Origin of the sequence: Paenibacillus sp. PvP094, assembly GCF_040546835.1 — a bacterium.
Taxonomy (GTDB): domain Bacteria; phylum Bacillota; class Bacilli; order Paenibacillales; family Paenibacillaceae; genus Paenibacillus; species Paenibacillus illinoisensis.
Window position 1 is genome coordinate 4,262,414 of the sequence record NZ_JBEPOM010000001.1, and the last position, 16,987, is coordinate 4,279,400.

Below are 16,987 nucleotides of genomic sequence, written 5' to 3' on the forward strand. Positions count from 1 at the left end.
TCCTCCTTGAAAAGGAGTGATCAAGAAATCCGGGGATAACAGCGGTCAGTGACCGATCCATCCCGGAGCATCTGCTTGTCCCACGACCTTTTTCCAACCCGAATGTAATAAATTTGCACATTCTTCAAATACTAACCTAAATTACGCAGTAAAGGAGTGTTTCGGATGTCTCTGACACCCACTCCAACGGTCTATATTCGTCTGCGCAGCCGTATCCGCATCCAGAGGGGCAGAGGCGTCAAGCTTGGTGATATCGCTCATGTGTTAACCTCTCCGGAAGATGGGGAACGAAGGCTGCTTGAGCTTGAACTGCTGCGCCCGGGACCGGAGGACGGCAATCTGATCCTGATTGACATTTTGCAGATCATCCCTCAGATACGGCGCATGCTGCCGGAAGTTACCGTCGAACTCATTGGTTCGGGGCATACGCTGGTTGAGGTCGTTGCGGGAACGGGCAAACCTTCCAAATCGCTGTTCATCCTGGTCTGGCTGCTGTTGTTCTTTGGATCGGCACTGACCATCATGAATTTCCATGCAGATGTGAACATGCAGGAAGTTCAGATTCGAATCGTTGAAATGATAACGGGTCGCCGGGACGAGCATCCTTATTTGTTTCAGGTGGCATACTCCATCGGAATCGGGTTTGGTATGGCTGTATTCTTTAATCATTTATTCAAGAAAAAGTGGAATGAAGAACCTACTCCGCTTGAAGTGGAAATGTTTTTATATCAGCAAAATGTAGACAAGTTTGTCGTCATTGAGGAAACCGAACGAATGCATGAGCAGGAACGCGGGGAGATGAATGCCGATGAGCGTTCTTAATGGAGCGATCAGTATTGTACTTGGGATTGCGGGAGGAGTTGCCGTAGGAAGCGGCGTGATCGCCCTCATACTCGTGCTTGATATGATCCCCAGATTGGCGCAGCTCACCCGTTCTTATGACAAAACGCATTGGTATGAAGGAGCATTGATCGGAGGGTCGCTCGTTGGAACCATTGCTGATTTCTGGCATTGGAAGGTACATGGAATATTGATCCTGAGTCCAATAATTGGGTGCTTTTGCGGTGTGTTTATCGGTCTGCTTGCCGCGGCACTGACCGAGGTATTAAATGTGCTGCCAGTACTTGCTAAACGTCTGGGCATGAAATCGTATCTGTTTGGACTGCTGCTGGCCATGATTTTGGGAAAAATGACAGGTTCCTTGTTTGACTTTTTTGTATATCAGCGTTAGGTCAAGGAATCGAAGGAGGAAAGAAAATGGATGTGAGATCTGACAGTGCTGGACATGGTTCAGGTGAGGGAGTACCCGAAGAGCTGATGCACAAGACGCCTTATGAAATTCAAAAGGAAGAGGAGCGCAGGGCGTACGAAAAAAAGAAGCAGGATGAGATGTCCGATAGTGTTGAAGAATCGGTACAGTACTGGCAGGATAGGGATGATATCTCCGCTCGCATGAGTGAGAACAAGTATACATTGAAGCAGGTTTTGGGTCTCGGGGAGTCCTTTGATGTCAATATGAGAGAGATGGTCCTGGGAGGCAAAAATGTTGGATTATTGATGCTGACGGGATTTGCAAAAGACGAAATTTTGCTGGAAGTCTTGAAAAGGCTGACATACCTTACTCCTGATCAAATATCAGGCCATGCGCTTAAGTCGTATTTCGATTGCTACATTCCACATATCCAGGTAGAGAAAGTCGATAAAATGAGTGCTGTCATCAACAAGGTTCTTACGGGTATGAGTGCTTTGTTTGTTGAAGGGGACCGCTCTGTATTAGTGATGGATACCCGGAGTTATCCGGTTCGCTCACCCGAAGAACCTTCTCTCGAACGAGTTGTCCGGGGGTCAAGGGACGGCTTTACCGAAACACTTCTGACCAACGTGACTTTGGTGAGACGCAGGATTCGCGACCCTGGATTGAAGTTCGAGATCATGCAAGTGGGCCGGAGAACTCAAACCGATGTTTGCGTGGTGTACATCGATGATATCGTCGATAAAGTGCAGGTGGATTCGGTCCGCGAAAAAATCAAACGGGTAGATATCGACGGTATACCGGCAGCAGATAAACAGCTGGAGGAAGCGATTATCAATAAGGGATGGAACCCTTTCCCTCTGGTGCGCTACTCGGAACGGCCCGATGTTACGGCATCTCATCTGCTTGAGGGCAGGGTCGTCATTTTCGTCGATACATCGCCAAGTGTGATGATTTTGCCTACAACCTTCTTCGATCTGTGTGAACATGCAGAAGAGAACAGACAGACTGCTTTTATGGGGACTTACTTGCGTTGGGTCCGCTTTGCTGGCATATTAATCTCATTGTTTTTGCTGCCGCTCTGGATGCTGATGGTGATCGATCCTGCGCTCAAACCGGCGGGACTGGATTTTATTGGTCCTCAAGAGAATGTGAAGCTGCCCATCATTTTGCAGTTCCTGTTAATTGAGCTTGGGGTCGATTTGTTGCGAATGGCAGCGGTTCATACCCCGACACCTCTTGCATCGGCAATGGGCTTGATTGCAGCCATATTGGTCGGGGATATCGCTGTAAAAACGGGATATTTTGTCAATGAGGTCGTTCTGTACATGGCTATTGCTGCCATCGGTATGTTTGCGACACCAAGCTATGAGCTTGGGCTTGCGAATCGGCTGGTAAGGCTGTTTCTGCTGATCGCTGTTGCCATTTTTAAGGTGCCGGGGTTTGTGGTAGGTACAACACTGCTTGTTATAGCGCTGACTATACACCGGTCCTATAATTCCTCTTACTTATGGCCGTTTATACCTTTTAATGCAAAGGCTCTGGGGAACTTCCTGTTCCGTATGCCTTTGCTTGAAAGTAAGAAACGTCCATCATTCAACAAAACAAGAGATAACACCAAAATGTCCGACGATCCGGACGGTGAAAAGCGAAAAAGTAAAAAACACAAATGATCTGCCTAAAAATCCATTCTTCTCGCTGACGAATTTGATATACTGGTGTAAAATCATTGGAATAGAAGAAGCTGTTCCAGTATATAAAAAAGTGAGGAATGCTGATTATGTATTTACATGGTACAAGTAAAATAAATGCTCATGGCCATCTGGAAATTGGCGGAGTAGATGCAACGGACTTGAAAGAACAATTTGGAACACCACTGTATGTTGTGGACGAGCAATTGGTTCGCGATCGCTGCAGAGAATACATGGATGCATTCCGTGCTTCTGGACTTGGTTTCCAAGTTGCATATGCAAGCAAAGCGTTTTGCGTTATGGCGATGTGTGCTCTTGCTGCGGAAGAAGGGCTCTCACTGGATGTGGTTTCGGACGGTGAACTGTTTACAGCACTGCAAGCAGGATTCCCTGCTGAACGCATTCATTTCCACGGCAATAACAAAACATTGGAAGAGATCGAAATGGCACTTGATGCCGAGATCGGCTGCTTCGTTGTGGACAATTTCAATGAATTGCACTTGCTGCAGGCTGTAGCTGCGGAGAAAAATCGTCAAGTGAACATTCTGCTTCGTGTGACGCCTGGTGTTGAGGCGCATACGCATGAATATATTTCCACAGGTCAAACGGATTCGAAATTTGGATTCGATATCGGTAACGGAACGGCATTTGAAGCGATTGAGCTCGCTTCCAAACAGTCCAACTTGGTATTGCTGGGTGTGCACTCCCACATCGGTTCTCAGATTTTTGAGGTGGAAGGTTTCCAAATGGCGATTCAGCGTGTAGCTGAATTCGCTGCGAGTGTATATGAGCGTATTAACGTAGCGTTCAAAGTGGTTAACCTGGGCGGTGGATTCGGTATCCGCTATACAGAAGGGGATACTCCGCTTGAAGTGGCTCAGTATGTAAAAGCCATCACGGATGCTGTTAAAAATCACTTTGCCCAAATTGGATATGACGTTCCTGAAATCTGGGTAGAACCAGGCCGCAGTATTGTTGGTGAAGCAGGTACGACACTGTACACCGTTGGTACGAGCAAAGATATCCCTGGTGTGCGCAAATATGTTGCAGTTGATGGCGGGATGACGGACAACCCGCGTCCAGCACTGTATGAATCCAAATATGAAGCTGTACTCGCCAACCGCGCTAATGAGTCTGCTCAGGAGACCGTGTCGATTGCCGGCAAATGCTGCGAGAGCGGCGATATGTTGATCTGGGATCTGGACCTGCCTAAAGTTCAGAGCGGGGATCTGCTTGCCGTTGCCTGCACAGGTGCGTACAACTACTCCATGGCAAGCAACTATAACCGAATTCGCCGTCCGGCAGTCGTGTTTGTTAAAGACGGCCAAGGTGATGTTGTTGTACGTCGCGAAACGTACCAGGACATCATTCAGAATGACCTCGTGCCTGAGCGTATCGCTAAACAGCCTGTAACCCGTTAATGTTAAGAAATACGAAATAGTAAAAAAGACAAAAAGGAACATTCCTTTTTGTCTTTTTTTTTGCCTTTAGACCCAACATTTTCGAAAAAAATTGCGGTTTATTTTGCGGTTGGACTCATTTCGGTGTACACTAAGAAAAGTGCTATAAAGCTTGGCCCAGGGTCATGCAGGATGGCACCACTAACGATGGTCAATACGAAAGGAGTCATTTACATATGGCGAAACAAGCGAAAATCAAAATGGCAAACGGCGGAGAAGTTCTAATCGACCTGTTCGATCAAGAAGCTCCAAACACAGTGGCAAACTTTGAGAAACTGGCTAACTCCGGCTTCTACAACGGTCTTGTATTCCACCGCGTAATTCCAGGCTTTGTCGCACAAGGCGGATGCCCTAACGGAACGGGTGCAGGTGGCCCAGGATACACAATCAACTGTGAGATCAACCCGAACAAACATGAGCGCGGAACACTTGCAATGGCACATGCAGGCCGTAACACAGGTGGAAGCCAGTTCTACATCTGCTACCAGCCACAGCCGCATCTGGATGGACAACATACCGTATTTGGTAAAGTAACCAAAGGTATGGAGTTCGTAGATGCTTTTGAAGGTCGCGACAAAATGGAAACTGTTGAAGTCGTAGAAGTTTAATCGTTATCCTAATTGATAAAAATGGCCGTTTCGTTGATAAGACGAAGCGGTTTTTTTATATCCTTTTGCTTATTAAAAGTTAGTATGTGACAAAAAGGAACAAAAAACAATTGATTTTTCGGCGTTAAAGTGCTAACATCCAATTAATAACGAAAGCGATCCTTCAGGGCAGGGTGCAATTCCCTACCGGCGGTGATGCACCTGTGTGAGGATATTTATCCAGCACTGTTGCAAAGTCCGTGACCTGTCTGCCTGTGGCAGATGGCTGATCTGGTGCAATTCCAGAACCGACAGTATAGTCTGGATGGGAGAAGGAGAGGATGCAGCCCTAATTGGACTGCATTCCGCAGATGCGTTGCTGCACAGCATGAGACGAGGTTTTATTTCTGTGCAGGGAATGTCGGTTATCCGGCGGTTTCCATACATATGCCACATCATAGAAGCTCTTTACCTGTAATTGTGTTCTTTAGGTATGTGTTTGCTTTCACTTGCCTGAAATGGAATTATGGCGGAGTGCTGTTGGCAATCGTATCAACGACATCCTGCTGGTGACACATGTCTCTCATCATCCCTACCCGAACGATAGTTCGAGTGGGGATTTTTTATTTGGATATGGTATAACCGCCTCTCTGCTCGATGGGAGGCCTATAATCTAAGATTCTAACCGTGGGGTGACCGGACTTGGAAATGATCAATGATGAATTTTATATGGGGCTTGCGTTGGATATGGCAGAACGTGCACAAGGGCAAACGGGGATTAACCCTGTCGTCGGATGTGTTGTTGTAAAAGAAGGCCGGGTTGTAGGTCTGGGAAGTCATCTCAAGCGGGGTACGGGCCATGCGGAGGTACACGCATTGAATATGGCTGGCAGCGATGCTGAGGGCAGTACGGTCTATGTTACGTTGGAGCCTTGCAGCCATTATGGCAAGACGCCGCCATGCAGCGAACGTTTGATTCACGAGAAAGTGAAGCGTGTCGTGGTGTGTTGTGAGGATCCAAATCCGCAGGTATCCGGCAGAGGAATCAGTATGCTGCGTCAACAAGGCATTGAGGTTGAAGTTGGCGTTCTGCGTGAGCGCGGAAGACGTCTGAATGAAAAATTCATTAAGTACATTACCACCGGTTTGCCGTTTGTCACCTTAAAAACGGCATCCACGCTGGATGGTAAAATTGCAACCCGCAGTGGAGACAGCAAATGGATCTCCAACGAACCCGCACGGGAAATCGTACATGTACTTCGCCATCGTCATCAGGGCATCATGGTTGGTGTAGATACAGTTATTGCAGACAATCCGGAGCTGACCACCCGCCTCCAAGTGGAAGGGATCAGTCCTGTGCGAATTGTTGTCGATTCGAAGCTGCGTCTCCCGGTTGGAGCCAAGATGGTCAAGGATGGACTAGCACCGACATGGGTACTTACGACTGATGAGGCGAGCCCTGAGGCGGCCGAACGTCTGGAAGCCTACGGTGTAGAAATTATTCGCTGTGGTCCAGGACCACGTGTGGATTTGCTGAGTGCGCTTAGCAAGCTGGGAGAACGGGAAATCGGCTCCATCCTGCTTGAAGGCGGAGGCACATTGAATGGTGCCATGCTGGAAGCCAAATTGGTCGATCGGCTGTTGATGTTTATCGCTCCAAAGATTGTGGGCGGATACGACACACCGGGAAGCTTCCGATTTGAAGGGGTGGAGCGCATGAGTCAGGCCATTCAATTGAATCAGCTGGAAATTGAGCAAGTTGGAGATAATATCAGTATTGGCGGAATCCCTGTCTGGCCTGAATAACGGATCGAATGAGCAAGGCAAGATATAAGCATAAGGAGGCGGCAGCATGTTTACCGGTTTGGTGGAAGAGGTCGGTCAGATTCGGCGTATCGGTCGAAAAGGCGAAGCATTGGTCCTGAATATCGGAGCTTCCGCCATCATGGACGATCTGAAGATTGGTGACAGTGTATCTGTAAACGGAGTATGTCTTACGGCAACGACGCTGGAAAGCGGAGGATTTACCGCAGATGTCATGCCTGAAACCTACCGTCATACCAATCTGAGTCAGCTGCAATCAGGCAGTAAAGTGAACCTGGAACGGGCGATGCAGTCGGGTGGGCGTTTTGGTGGCCACATTGTACAAGGACACGTGGATGGTACGGGAGTCATTGGTGGGATCACACGTGATCAGAATGCGGTTGTTTTTGAGATCAAACCTGACGACCACGAACTGTTCAAATATTTGATTCCAAAGGGCTCGGTAACCCTCGATGGCATTAGTCTCACCGTGGTGAAGACAACAGAAGCCTCGTTTACCGTATCGATTATTCCCCATACCATTGGAGAAACGGTGCTTCAGGTGAAAAAACCGGGGGATACCATCAACATTGAATGTGACATTTTAGGGAAATATGTGGACCATCTGCTCCATTACGGCAAAGGGCATCCCGAAACGGGTGCTGGCAAACCGAAAAGCATCAGTGAAGAGTTTTTGGCCAACCATGGCTTTGCATAAGGAACATAACCATTACAAAGAGAGACTGGAGGGGAACTTATGTCAGATCAATCCATACTAGATCCCATAGAGGAAGCGATATACGATTTGATGCGCGGCAAACCCGTCATTGTTGTGGATGATGAGGATCGGGAGAATGAAGGGGACTTTATTGCGCTGGCAGAGAAGGCTACACCTGAAGTCATCAACTTCATGATTACCGAGGGCAGAGGCCTGGTCTGTGTTCCCATTACGCAGCAGCGTGCGGATGAGCTCAATCTGAAACCGATGGTTCAGCAAAATACGGACTTCCATGGAACGGCATTTACAGTTTCCGTGGATCACAAGGATACAACAACAGGCATATCTGCACATGAACGATCCATTACGGTGAAGGGTCTAATTGATCCGGAAGCCAAAAGCAGTGATTTTCGCAAGCCGGGGCATATGTTCCCGCTCATTGCCAAAGACGGAGGAGTGCTCCGCCGCGCCGGGCACACGGAAGCTGCTGTTGATCTGGCGATCATGTGCGGTTCCTATCCGGCTGGTGTGATCTGTGAGGTCATCAAGGAAGATGGCACGATGGCGAGACTGCCTGATCTGCAGGAGATTGCCCGCAAGCATGACCTGAAACTGATTAGTATTCAGGACATGATCCGTTACCGTAATGAAAAGGAACAGCTGGTTCAACGTGAAGTGGCTGTCCGCATGCCTACGGATTTTGGCGAGTTTCAAGCAGTGGCCTATACGAATGCAGTGGACAACAAAGAGCATGTAGCCTTGGTCAAAGGTGAAATCGACTCTTCCAAGCCCGTATTGGTTCGTGTTCACTCCGAATGTCTTACAGGCGACGTATTCCACTCCCATCGCTGTGACTGCGGACCGCAATTCGATGCAGCACTCAAACAGATTCATGATGAAGGCAATGGCGTTCTGCTCTATATGAGACAGGAAGGCCGGGGCATTGGACTGATTAACAAACTCAAAGCCTATAAGCTGCAGGAGGAAGGTCTGGACACTGTAGATGCCAACCTGAAACTGGGGTTTGCCGCTGATCTGCGTGATTATGGTATTGGTGCACAGATTCTGAAGGATCTCGGCGTTCGCCAAATTCGTCTGTTAACGAATAATCCCCGCAAAATCAAAGGCCTTGAAGGTTATGGTCTTGAAGTGGTGGAGCGTGTTCCCATCCAGATGGAAGAGAACGAGGATAATACGCTTTACCTGCATACCAAGCAGGCGAAGCTGGGGCATATGTTGAAGTTCGATGATATCGAACAGAACGAAGAGAAAAACTAATCTTTTTTCATGTAATTTATGGAAAAATAAATGCTCACAAATCGGTTAATTACATTACATTACATTATACATTAGAGGAGATGACTTAAATGCCGAACTTTTTTGAAGGACATTTGGTATCGGAAGGTTTAAAATATGGAGTGGTTGTAGGACGTTTTAATGAATTTATTACAAGTAAATTGCTCAGCGGAGCACTCGATGCGTTCAAACGTCACGGGGTGCAGGACAGTGAAGTCGACGTAGCCTGGGTTCCAGGAGCATTCGAAATCCCGCTGATTGCACAGAAAATGGCGGAGAGCGGCAAATATGACGCTGTCATTACACTGGGAACGGTTATTCGTGGCTCAACGACACATTATGATTATGTGTGCAACGAAATGGCAAAAGGAGTGGCAGCTATTAACCTCAAAACCGGCGTGCCAACGATCTTTGGTCTGGTTACAACGGAGAATATTGAACAAGCGATTGAACGTGCTGGTACGAAGGCTGGTAACAAAGGTTGGGATGCTGCCACGGCTGCAATCGAAATGGCGAACTTGACGAAACAGCTAAAATAGTGCTTATTTAATGTAGTGCCCTGCTCTGCGCAGACGAATTCGGGAGATCGGATTCGGCGGCTTAGCGGGGTTTTGTATTTTTCTGGCGGGAGGATTCGTCTAGTGACGGTAGTTACATATAAACTGGAAACTTTTGAAGGGCCTTTGGATCTGCTGCTTCATCTGATCGATAAGGCAGAAATTCATATCCAGGATATTCCCATCAGCGATATTACCGATCAATATATGGCGTATCTGCATTCGATGCAGGAATTGGAGCTGGATATTACGAGTGAGTTTTTGGTAATGGCAGCAACGCTTCTGTCCATCAAGAGCAAACTTTTACTGCCCAAACCACCGGTGATTGAGGACTTTGAGGATTATGATTATATGGAAGAAGAAGATTATGATCCACGTGCGGAGCTGATTGCACGTCTGATAGAATATCGCAAATACAAAGGAATAGCCCGTCATCTGCATGAGCGGGAATGGGAACGGAGCCTTATTTTCTCCAAAGAGCCTGAGGACCTGAGGCCGTATATGCCTGTGGAGACCCAATCAAATCCGGTAGAGGGTTTGCATACTTCGGATCTGATTGCCGCTTTTCAGAAGGCACTGCGCAAGGCAGAGAAGCGTACAACGGTTACACGAATTCAGCGCGATGAGATCTCGGTGAAGGATCGTATACGTGATGTCGTTGGAGCACTGGAGAGTATGGGACCGGGAGGAAGGCTGTTATTTTCCAAACTGCTGGATGATCAGATTTACCGGCATGAAATTGTTGTCACATTTTTGGCCGTACTGGAACTGATGAAGATGAAACAGATTGTCTGTTATCAGGAACGGATGTTTGAGGATATCGTTATGGAGTGGAGAGGGGAAGCAAGGAATCATGGATTTTCCGAAATTGAAGTCGATTATTGAGGGGCTGCTCTTTTTGTCCGGAGAGGAAGGTCTAAGCATCAAACAAATTGCTGAGATCGTGGATCAGCGGGTAGAACTGGTATCAGATGCCGTAGAGGAAATGATCGCTGACTTCATGAACCAGGGACGAGGCGTTCAAATTCTCAAAATTGCGGGAGTGGTCCAGTTGGGAACGCTGCCGGAGCATGCTGCGTATTTTGAAAAGCTGGCTTATTCTCCTGCACGGACCTCGTTATCTCAGGCTGCACTTGAAACACTCGCCATTGTGGCTTATCGTCAGCCCATTACACGGGTTGAGATCGAAGAGATTCGCGGTGTGAAATCCGAACGGGCCATCCATACACTGGTCAATAAGGATTTGATTCAAGAAGTAGGACGAGCTGAGGCGATTGGACGACCTATATTGTACGGAACAACCAAATCGTTTCTCGACTATTTTGGACTTGCTTCACTTAAAGATCTTCCGGAACCGGGCTTGTTTGAAGACTCCGAGAATCTGGAAGAAGAGACACAGCTGCTGTTCAACAAGCTGGATGGACAACAGGTGGACTTGGGAAGCACGGATCAGAATGATTTTGATCATGAAAATATGCATAACAATCATGAGGTTCATGACGAGGATCTGGACTCGTAAGAACGAATTGTTCATAGGAAACAGTAATAAACCGGTGCCTGATAAGGTGGCGGTTTTTTTGCGTGCCATGAACCCTTAGCAAACGTGGAGAATTTCAACTCTTGAATGGAATTTTCAGGTCAGCCGTGAATTATTTCCTATATAGAGTGTCATACTAGACTTGTAAAGAATTGAGGGCTTGGAGGTAAGGCCTGTGTGGATTTGGCTTGGAGGAATCGGCTTGTTCGCCGCACTGCTGCTTGCCGCTGTTCTCATCTCGAATGTTCATGTGCATTTTACGTTCCGTAAACATAAAAGCGATGATTTCGCGCGGATCAACATCCGCCTTTTCTACGGAATTGTACGAATTAACTATGAAATACCAAGTATCGTCTTTCGTAACATGAAAGAAGGTTTCCTGGTGAAAACCGAACAGCATGTCAATCATACGTACGGAGAAGCAGAAGGGCATGAGCGTATCAACAAACGTAAAGTGAAAAAGTGGGCAAAAGACGTGAAGATCATGATGAGGGCTACGGATGCACTCAAAATCTGGGCAAGACAGACGCTGAACCGTGTACATATAACCCAGCTGTCTTGGTCAACCCGAATAGGTATCGGAGATGCAGCGCACACCGCTATTCTTACGGGCTGGGTATGGAGCATCAAGTCGATTATCATCGGTTTTTTGTCGTATCAGATTCAATTTAAACGTCCGCCCATGCTTGAAGTGGTTCCTGTTTGGGAAGATGAGATGGAGTTTCAAACGGAACTGAACTGCAAAATGAAAATTCGTATTACGGCGGTTATGCTCGCTGGAGTGAGGCTAATGACACGGGTTCTAGAAGTGGATGGCGGATGGCGGATGTGGCTGAAAATACTACGGGAACAACGGCGCAGACACAAGAAAAAATTGAAGGAACAACAAGGCTAATTGGGATAAGTGCAGTTCGTTACTGTATTTTGGTTGCAATAGGTTCTGAAATCGTGAAGTGTCTCCAAGAATGTTGGGTGCTGTTTCCTTGCTTGTTCTGCACTGAGACTTACATAGTCTGTTCAGGTTTGGGGATGATATGGTTAGATCAAACCTAGTTCAAATTGAAACTGGAGGGAATTCAAATGTCAGATCATCCAATTCAAGGCTTAATGGAAACCGCAATGGAGAATATCAAGGCCATGGTGGATGTTAATACCATTGTTGGCGATGCGGTAGAAACACCAGACGGCACGGTTATTCTGCCGATCAGTAAAGTCGGTTTTGGATTCGCGGCTGGGGGCAGCGATTTCCATGTGAATGATGGAAAGAGCAAAGAAGGCGGCTCGGGCTCGGTCCCTGGTGCAAAGACTGAAAGTGCTCATTCAGCTAACGTTGCTTCACCATTCGGTGGAGGTAGTGGTGGTGGCGTATCCATCCGCCCGATTGCCTTCCTTGTTGTTGGAAAACAAGGCGTACACATCGTGCCACTGGACAACTCCACGCATCTGTTTGAGAAACTCATTGATTCTACACCTTATGTTCTTGACAGAATACAGGGGATGTTCCAGCGTAATACTTCGCAAAATGATGACTCTGGCGTACGCGTTACACCGGATCATACCACTTACAGCTAAGCCGTTTTATCTGGATCCCTTATCACAGATTTTTGTGAGAGGGATTTTTGCTGTTTGGAAAGATGGGACATACTTTAGGTTGTCCGAACATAAGTTAGTACAAGATTCCAGTGACCCGGAGGAATGAATTGATGCGAATGTTTAAGAAAGTAATGATTGGTTTGCTTGTACCGTTGATGCTTCTACCTTTCATACAAGTGGCTGAAGCTCAAGGAACGATCCCTGGCCCATCAACCCATGCGCAGAGTGCAGCGCTCATTGATGTGACTTCTGGAAGAATCCTATACAGCAAGGATGGGGATAAGGAACTGCGCATTGCCAGTTTGACCAAAATCATGACAGCCATTGTCGCCATCGAACAAGGGAAACTTGATGACAAAGTAAAAGTATCCTCAACTGCTTTTGCCAAGGAAGGGTCATCCCTTTATCTCAAATTGGGAGAAGAAATGACACTGGAAAACATGTTATACGGTTTAATGCTGAGGTCAGGGAATGACGCGGCTTCTGCTATCGCAGAGCATGTTGGTGGATCAGAAGAAGGCTTCGTCCTGTTAATGAACCAAAAGGCAGAGGAGATTGGACTTAAGCATTCCCATTTTATGAATCCACACGGTCTTGATGCAGATGGACACTATTCCACAGCCAATGACTTGGCCCGTTTAACGGCTTATGCACTGCACAATCCTGTTTTCAAACGAATCGTTGCTACAGAGGACAAATCAGCGCCTAATCCGAATGAGAGTTGGGAGTACTCCTGGCACAACAAAAATAAAATGCTGCGATTGTATGAAGGCGCTGATGGGGTGAAAACCGGATATACCAAAAAGGCGTTTAGGTGCCTGGTTAGCTCCGCAACCCGGAATGGTCAGCAACTGGCTGCTGTCACTTTAAATGATGGAAATGATTGGAATGATCATGCGCGCATGCTTGATTTTGGATTTGAGAATTTCCCTTTGGTGGAGATCGCTCAAAAAGAGCAGCCAGTGGCTAACACGGATGTTATAACGGGGCGTGGATTTACTTATCCTCTTGCGGAGAGTGAGAAGTCGGGCGTAACCAAAAGGCTGGTGCTAACGACCAATCCAACAGAGACCAGAAGCGAAAAGAATGAGGAGCAACTGGACTTCGGCCTCGCTGGGCGCATTGATCTTGAGCTTAAAGGGGAGTTTATTGGTTCAATCCCGGTGTATCGCAAAGGCAGCTACATTCCACCTGAGCCGAAGTCAGAAGAAGAAGCTCTTGGCGAGAACGGTGAAGTTTCAACATGGGCAACTGCATGGCGGGCGGTGCTAGGTCACTTGTTATCTCCATAATCATCAGGAAGCATGAGTACCTCATTTAACGTGAATCTGTGATGTACTGTGCTTCCAGAGGAGGTTTTAACGTCTTGATTAACGTAATCTGGCTTATGATGATTGTTGTTGGGTTTGGCTTTGCAGCTGCGAAAGGAAATATTGAAGTTGTTACCCAGGCTGCTTTTGATGGGGCGGCAACGGGGGTAACTGTATGTTTTGGATTAATTAGTGTGCTTGTGTTCTGGATGGGGATGATGAAAATGGCAGAAGATGCGGGATTGCTTGGCAAAATAGCCAAACTGCTGGGTCCGGTCGTAGCCTTTTTGTTTCCTGATGTGCCCCGGAATCATCCGGCTATGGGTTATATTTTGTCCAACATGAGCGCTAATCTGCTTGGTCTCGGCAATGCGGCAACACCAATGGGAATCAAGGCCATGCAGCAACTGCAGGAGCTGAATCCCGATAAACAAACGGCTTCCCCTGCAATGTGTACATTGCTCGCACTAAATACGGCAAGTATAACCATTATCCCAACCACCCTTATCGCCATTCGTTTGAACTACCATTCAGCCAATGCAACAGAGATTGTGGGCACCACGCTGATGGCAACGATTATCGCCACACTCGCCGCCATTATGGCAGATCGCTGGTATAGGAACAGGACCTTAAACAGACCGCCACGTGTTATAAAGAGCGGTAATTCCAGCATGAAAGGATGAATCCGTCATGTTAACCTTCATCAACTGGATTTCCGTCTGGGCCATTCCGGTTATTATCGCGTTCGTTCCCTTATATGCGTTTACTAGAAAAGTTCCGGTATATGAATCCTTTGTTGATGGAGCAAAAGATGGTTTTTCCACGGCGATCACCATTATCCCGCATCTGGTGGGAATGATGGTAGCAATCAGTGTTTTCCGGGCTTCAGGCGCACTGGATTATGTTATCAGTCTGTTCGCTCCGCTTGTATCCTGGGTGGGCGTTCCCGGAGAAGTACTGCCACTCGGCATATTACGTCCGTTAACCGGGACAGGCTCTCTTGCTTTTACAACGGATCTAATCAAAACATATGGCCCGGATTCCATGATCGGACGTATGGCTTCCACAATCCAAGGGAGCACAGATACAACCTTATATGTATTGACTGTTTATTTTGGAGCCGTTGGCATACGAAATGGCCGATATGCACTCAAAGTCGGATTGTTCTCTGACCTGGTCGGATTTATTGCTGCTCTGGCTATTTGTTTGATTGTTTTTGGTTAAAATATAACGACTCTCCTTCCGATATAATAGATGTGCTAGAATGGTAGCGGAGGAGGAGAGTGACGCATGCATAAAAGGATAAAACAAATGCTCCGCTTAGGTATGTCAAGCATCATTGCTGTTTCTTTGCTTGCTGGACAGACAGGAATGGCGGCTGCTCAGGCGGTCAATACGATTCATTTTACAGGTTACTTTGACAAACAACTGCGTGCACAAATGGCGGTTACTGCAGATTCATTCCCTGTGGTGAACGTTCGTCTGGTCAAGCAGGATGAGCCGGATATGGTGTACTATGACGTGGGAACTTCCATACTGATTTCAAAGGATGAGGTTCTGACCAACTACCATGTCGTTCAGGAGTTTGCTGAACTAAAGGATGGAGACGAAGGTACGTTAACCGTAGCGAGTCCAGGTCACTTGGAACGCCCCATTAAAGCTAAGATTATCAAGACAGACCCCGTAACTGATATGGCCTTGCTGAAGCTGGACAAGGACATGGTTGCAGAGCCGGTTACGTTCGCAAGCGCGAGGGATAACCAGATTGTATATACGATTGGATTTCCGAAGAACCCTGCCGGTGATCTGGTGCTGCTGGACGAAGAGTTTCCTTCAACCTATAATACGATTGCCAAAAGCCGGGTATACAGCAGTCAAGCTTCGGATGTGCCGGGCAAAAAGGGAATTGGCAGTATTGTGAAAGCCATGGCACAAGGCAATTCCGGGGGTCCTGTTCTCGATCAGAATAATCGGGTCATTGGTATGATGACATTTGTATATGGCGGAAAAACCTATTATATTACGTCGAAAACATTGCAGTCTTTCATCAAAGAAACCACATCACCTGCCAAGAAACAGATTGCTGTCGCAGGCAAGGTAACCAGTTAACCCTTGTCATTAACGTCAAGTGAATATACATATTCACAAAACTAAACATGCTCATCTTCGTAGTTCCTGTCATGGTGCAGGAAATGGGAAGATGGGCCTTTTTAATTAAATATGCACAAGTTCGTGGCTGAAAAAGGGCATTATCGCCTCCTGTTTACATTTTCCTTGGATTATCCTTGTGATTTCCCGCCTTGATGGGTATCATTAGTGTGAGGTGACATGACAAACATGGAAAGATTACAAAAAATTATCGCACAGGCAGGTATTGCATCTCGCCGTAAGAGCGAGGAACTGATCCTGTCCGGCAAAGTGGAAGTTAACGGGGAGGTCGTAACCGAACTGGGTACAAAAGCGAACCCCGAAGAGGATATGATTACGGTTAATGGAAAACCGATTCGCAGTGAAAAGAAAGTGTACTTGATGTTGAACAAGCCCAAAGGTGTGATCACGAGTGCCTCTGACCCGGAAGGACGGAAAATTGTATCCGACTATCTTAAAGGTGTCAAAGAACGTGTATATCCGGTGGGACGACTGGACTACGACACAGAGGGTCTGCTCATTTTGACCAATGATGGTGAGTTCGCTCACTTGCTGACGCACCCAAAACACCATGTACCCAAAACGTACTTGGCAACGGTCAAAGGCGTTCCGCATGGTACTGCCCTGGAGAAATTAAAGACAGGCATTATGCTGGATGACGGGATGACAGCTCCGGCAGAGGTGGAGTACAAGGATGTGGACACAGCTAACAATGAAGCTGTCATTTCCATTACCATCTACGAAGGTCGTAACCGCCAGGTAAGACGTATGTTCGAGGCGATTAACCACCCGGTAACGCGCTTGAAACGGATCTCCTTTGGTGGTATTTTGCTGCAAAACCTGAAACGGGGACTGACGCGTAATTTGACCAAAGAGGAAGTCAATAACCTGATTACACTTGCAAAATCGGAACCCGCCAAAAAAATGAAAAAAAGGTAATCTGAGGACACATAATTTTCATAAAACCGCCGCAGTTTTGTGACGAAATTCGCTATAATTGTTCATAGGATGTTCACAGTTGGGAGAGACGATGAA

18 protein-coding genes and 1 riboswitch are annotated in these 16,987 nt (G+C 47.1%); all 18 genes read left to right on the forward strand.

Translation table 11 applies throughout. The features are described 5' to 3' along the window. Positions 1–165: 165 nt before the first annotated feature. On the forward strand, positions 166–822 hold the full coding sequence (locus tag ABIC22_RS19620; protein WP_153979220.1) for a stage V sporulation protein AA: 657 nt from the start codon (positions 166–168) through the stop codon (positions 820–822). Next, positions 803–1,231 (forward strand): stage V sporulation protein AB, encoded by a 429-nt coding sequence (locus ABIC22_RS19625; protein WP_164764228.1) that lies wholly within the window; start codon positions 803–805, stop codon positions 1,229–1,231. Before ABIC22_RS19620 ends, ABIC22_RS19625 begins: the two co-directional genes overlap by 20 nt. 86 nt (positions 1,232–1,317) lie before the next feature. Further along, positions 1,318–2,925: a spore germination protein gene (locus ABIC22_RS19630; RefSeq protein ID WP_127537994.1), complete on the forward strand. Its 1,608-nt coding sequence runs from the start codon at positions 1,318–1,320 to the stop codon at positions 2,923–2,925. A 107-nt stretch (positions 2,926–3,032) separates the two neighbouring features. Beyond that, positions 3,033–4,364 (forward strand): diaminopimelate decarboxylase, encoded by a 1,332-nt coding sequence (gene lysA, locus ABIC22_RS19635; RefSeq protein WP_127537962.1) that lies wholly within the window; start codon positions 3,033–3,035, stop codon positions 4,362–4,364. A 215-nt stretch (positions 4,365–4,579) separates the two neighbouring features. Continuing rightward, positions 4,580–5,011 carry a peptidylprolyl isomerase gene (locus tag ABIC22_RS19640; protein ID WP_095290511.1) on the forward strand — a complete coding sequence of 144 codons (432 nt, stop codon included), beginning with the start codon at positions 4,580–4,582 and terminating at the stop codon, positions 5,009–5,011. 155 nt (positions 5,012–5,166) lie between these two features. Next, a riboswitch (FMN riboswitch) is annotated at positions 5,167–5,331 on the forward strand. A gap of 361 nt (positions 5,332–5,692) precedes the next feature. After that, entirely contained in the window at positions 5,693–6,796 is a 1,104-nt protein-coding gene (ribD, locus tag ABIC22_RS19645; protein ID WP_186812074.1) for a bifunctional diaminohydroxyphosphoribosylaminopyrimidine deaminase/5-amino-6-(5-phosphoribosylamino)uracil reductase RibD, read from the forward strand. A gap of 46 nt (positions 6,797–6,842) precedes the next feature. Continuing rightward, positions 6,843–7,511, forward strand: a complete 669-nt coding sequence (ribE, locus tag ABIC22_RS19650) for a riboflavin synthase (RefSeq protein WP_095290513.1) — start codon at positions 6,843–6,845, stop codon at positions 7,509–7,511. A gap of 39 nt (positions 7,512–7,550) precedes the next feature. Further along, positions 7,551–8,789 (forward strand): bifunctional 3,4-dihydroxy-2-butanone-4-phosphate synthase/GTP cyclohydrolase II, encoded by a 1,239-nt coding sequence (locus ABIC22_RS19655; RefSeq protein ID WP_127537963.1) that lies wholly within the window; start codon positions 7,551–7,553, stop codon positions 8,787–8,789. Between the two features lie 89 nt (positions 8,790–8,878). Next, on the forward strand, positions 8,879–9,346 hold the full coding sequence (ribH, locus tag ABIC22_RS19660; RefSeq protein WP_095290516.1) for a 6,7-dimethyl-8-ribityllumazine synthase: 468 nt from the start codon (positions 8,879–8,881) through the stop codon (positions 9,344–9,346). A gap of 102 nt (positions 9,347–9,448) precedes the next feature. Continuing rightward, complete coding sequence (locus ABIC22_RS19665) at positions 9,449–10,249, forward strand: segregation and condensation protein A (RefSeq protein WP_095290518.1); 801 nt, start codon at positions 9,449–9,451, stop codon at positions 10,247–10,249. Then, the gene (gene scpB / locus ABIC22_RS19670) at positions 10,218–10,883 is read left to right on the forward strand and encodes an SMC-Scp complex subunit ScpB (RefSeq protein WP_354483246.1); all 666 of its coding nucleotides are present in this window, start codon (positions 10,218–10,220) and stop codon (positions 10,881–10,883) included. The genes ABIC22_RS19665 and scpB overlap by 32 nt, the downstream gene beginning before the upstream one ends. 193 nt (positions 10,884–11,076) lie before the next feature. Continuing rightward, positions 11,077–11,796, forward strand: coding sequence for a DUF2953 domain-containing protein (locus ABIC22_RS19675; protein ID WP_354483248.1), 720 nt, complete (start codon positions 11,077–11,079; stop codon positions 11,794–11,796). Between the two features lie 185 nt (positions 11,797–11,981). Further along, a complete protein-coding gene (ytfJ, locus tag ABIC22_RS19680) occupies positions 11,982–12,473 on the forward strand; it encodes a GerW family sporulation protein (protein WP_127537965.1) in 492 nt (163 codons plus the stop codon). Between the two features lie 131 nt (positions 12,474–12,604). Continuing rightward, on the forward strand, positions 12,605–13,786 hold the full coding sequence (locus ABIC22_RS19685) for a D-alanyl-D-alanine carboxypeptidase family protein (protein WP_483312554.1): 1,182 nt from the start codon (positions 12,605–12,607) through the stop codon (positions 13,784–13,786). A 95-nt stretch (positions 13,787–13,881) separates the two neighbouring features. Further along, positions 13,882–14,487: a nucleoside recognition domain-containing protein gene (locus ABIC22_RS19690; protein ID WP_371859959.1), complete on the forward strand. Its 606-nt coding sequence runs from the start codon at positions 13,882–13,884 to the stop codon at positions 14,485–14,487. Between the two features lie 7 nt (positions 14,488–14,494). Continuing rightward, positions 14,495–15,028, forward strand: a complete 534-nt coding sequence (locus tag ABIC22_RS19695; RefSeq protein WP_354483251.1) for a spore maturation protein — start codon at positions 14,495–14,497, stop codon at positions 15,026–15,028. A gap of 66 nt (positions 15,029–15,094) precedes the next feature. After that, positions 15,095–15,913, forward strand: coding sequence for a S1 family peptidase (locus ABIC22_RS19700; RefSeq protein ID WP_127537967.1), 819 nt, complete (start codon positions 15,095–15,097; stop codon positions 15,911–15,913). A gap of 228 nt (positions 15,914–16,141) precedes the next feature. Beyond that, complete coding sequence (locus tag ABIC22_RS19705; RefSeq protein ID WP_095290531.1) at positions 16,142–16,891, forward strand: pseudouridine synthase; 750 nt, start codon at positions 16,142–16,144, stop codon at positions 16,889–16,891. Positions 16,892–16,987: the final 96 nt, after the last annotated feature.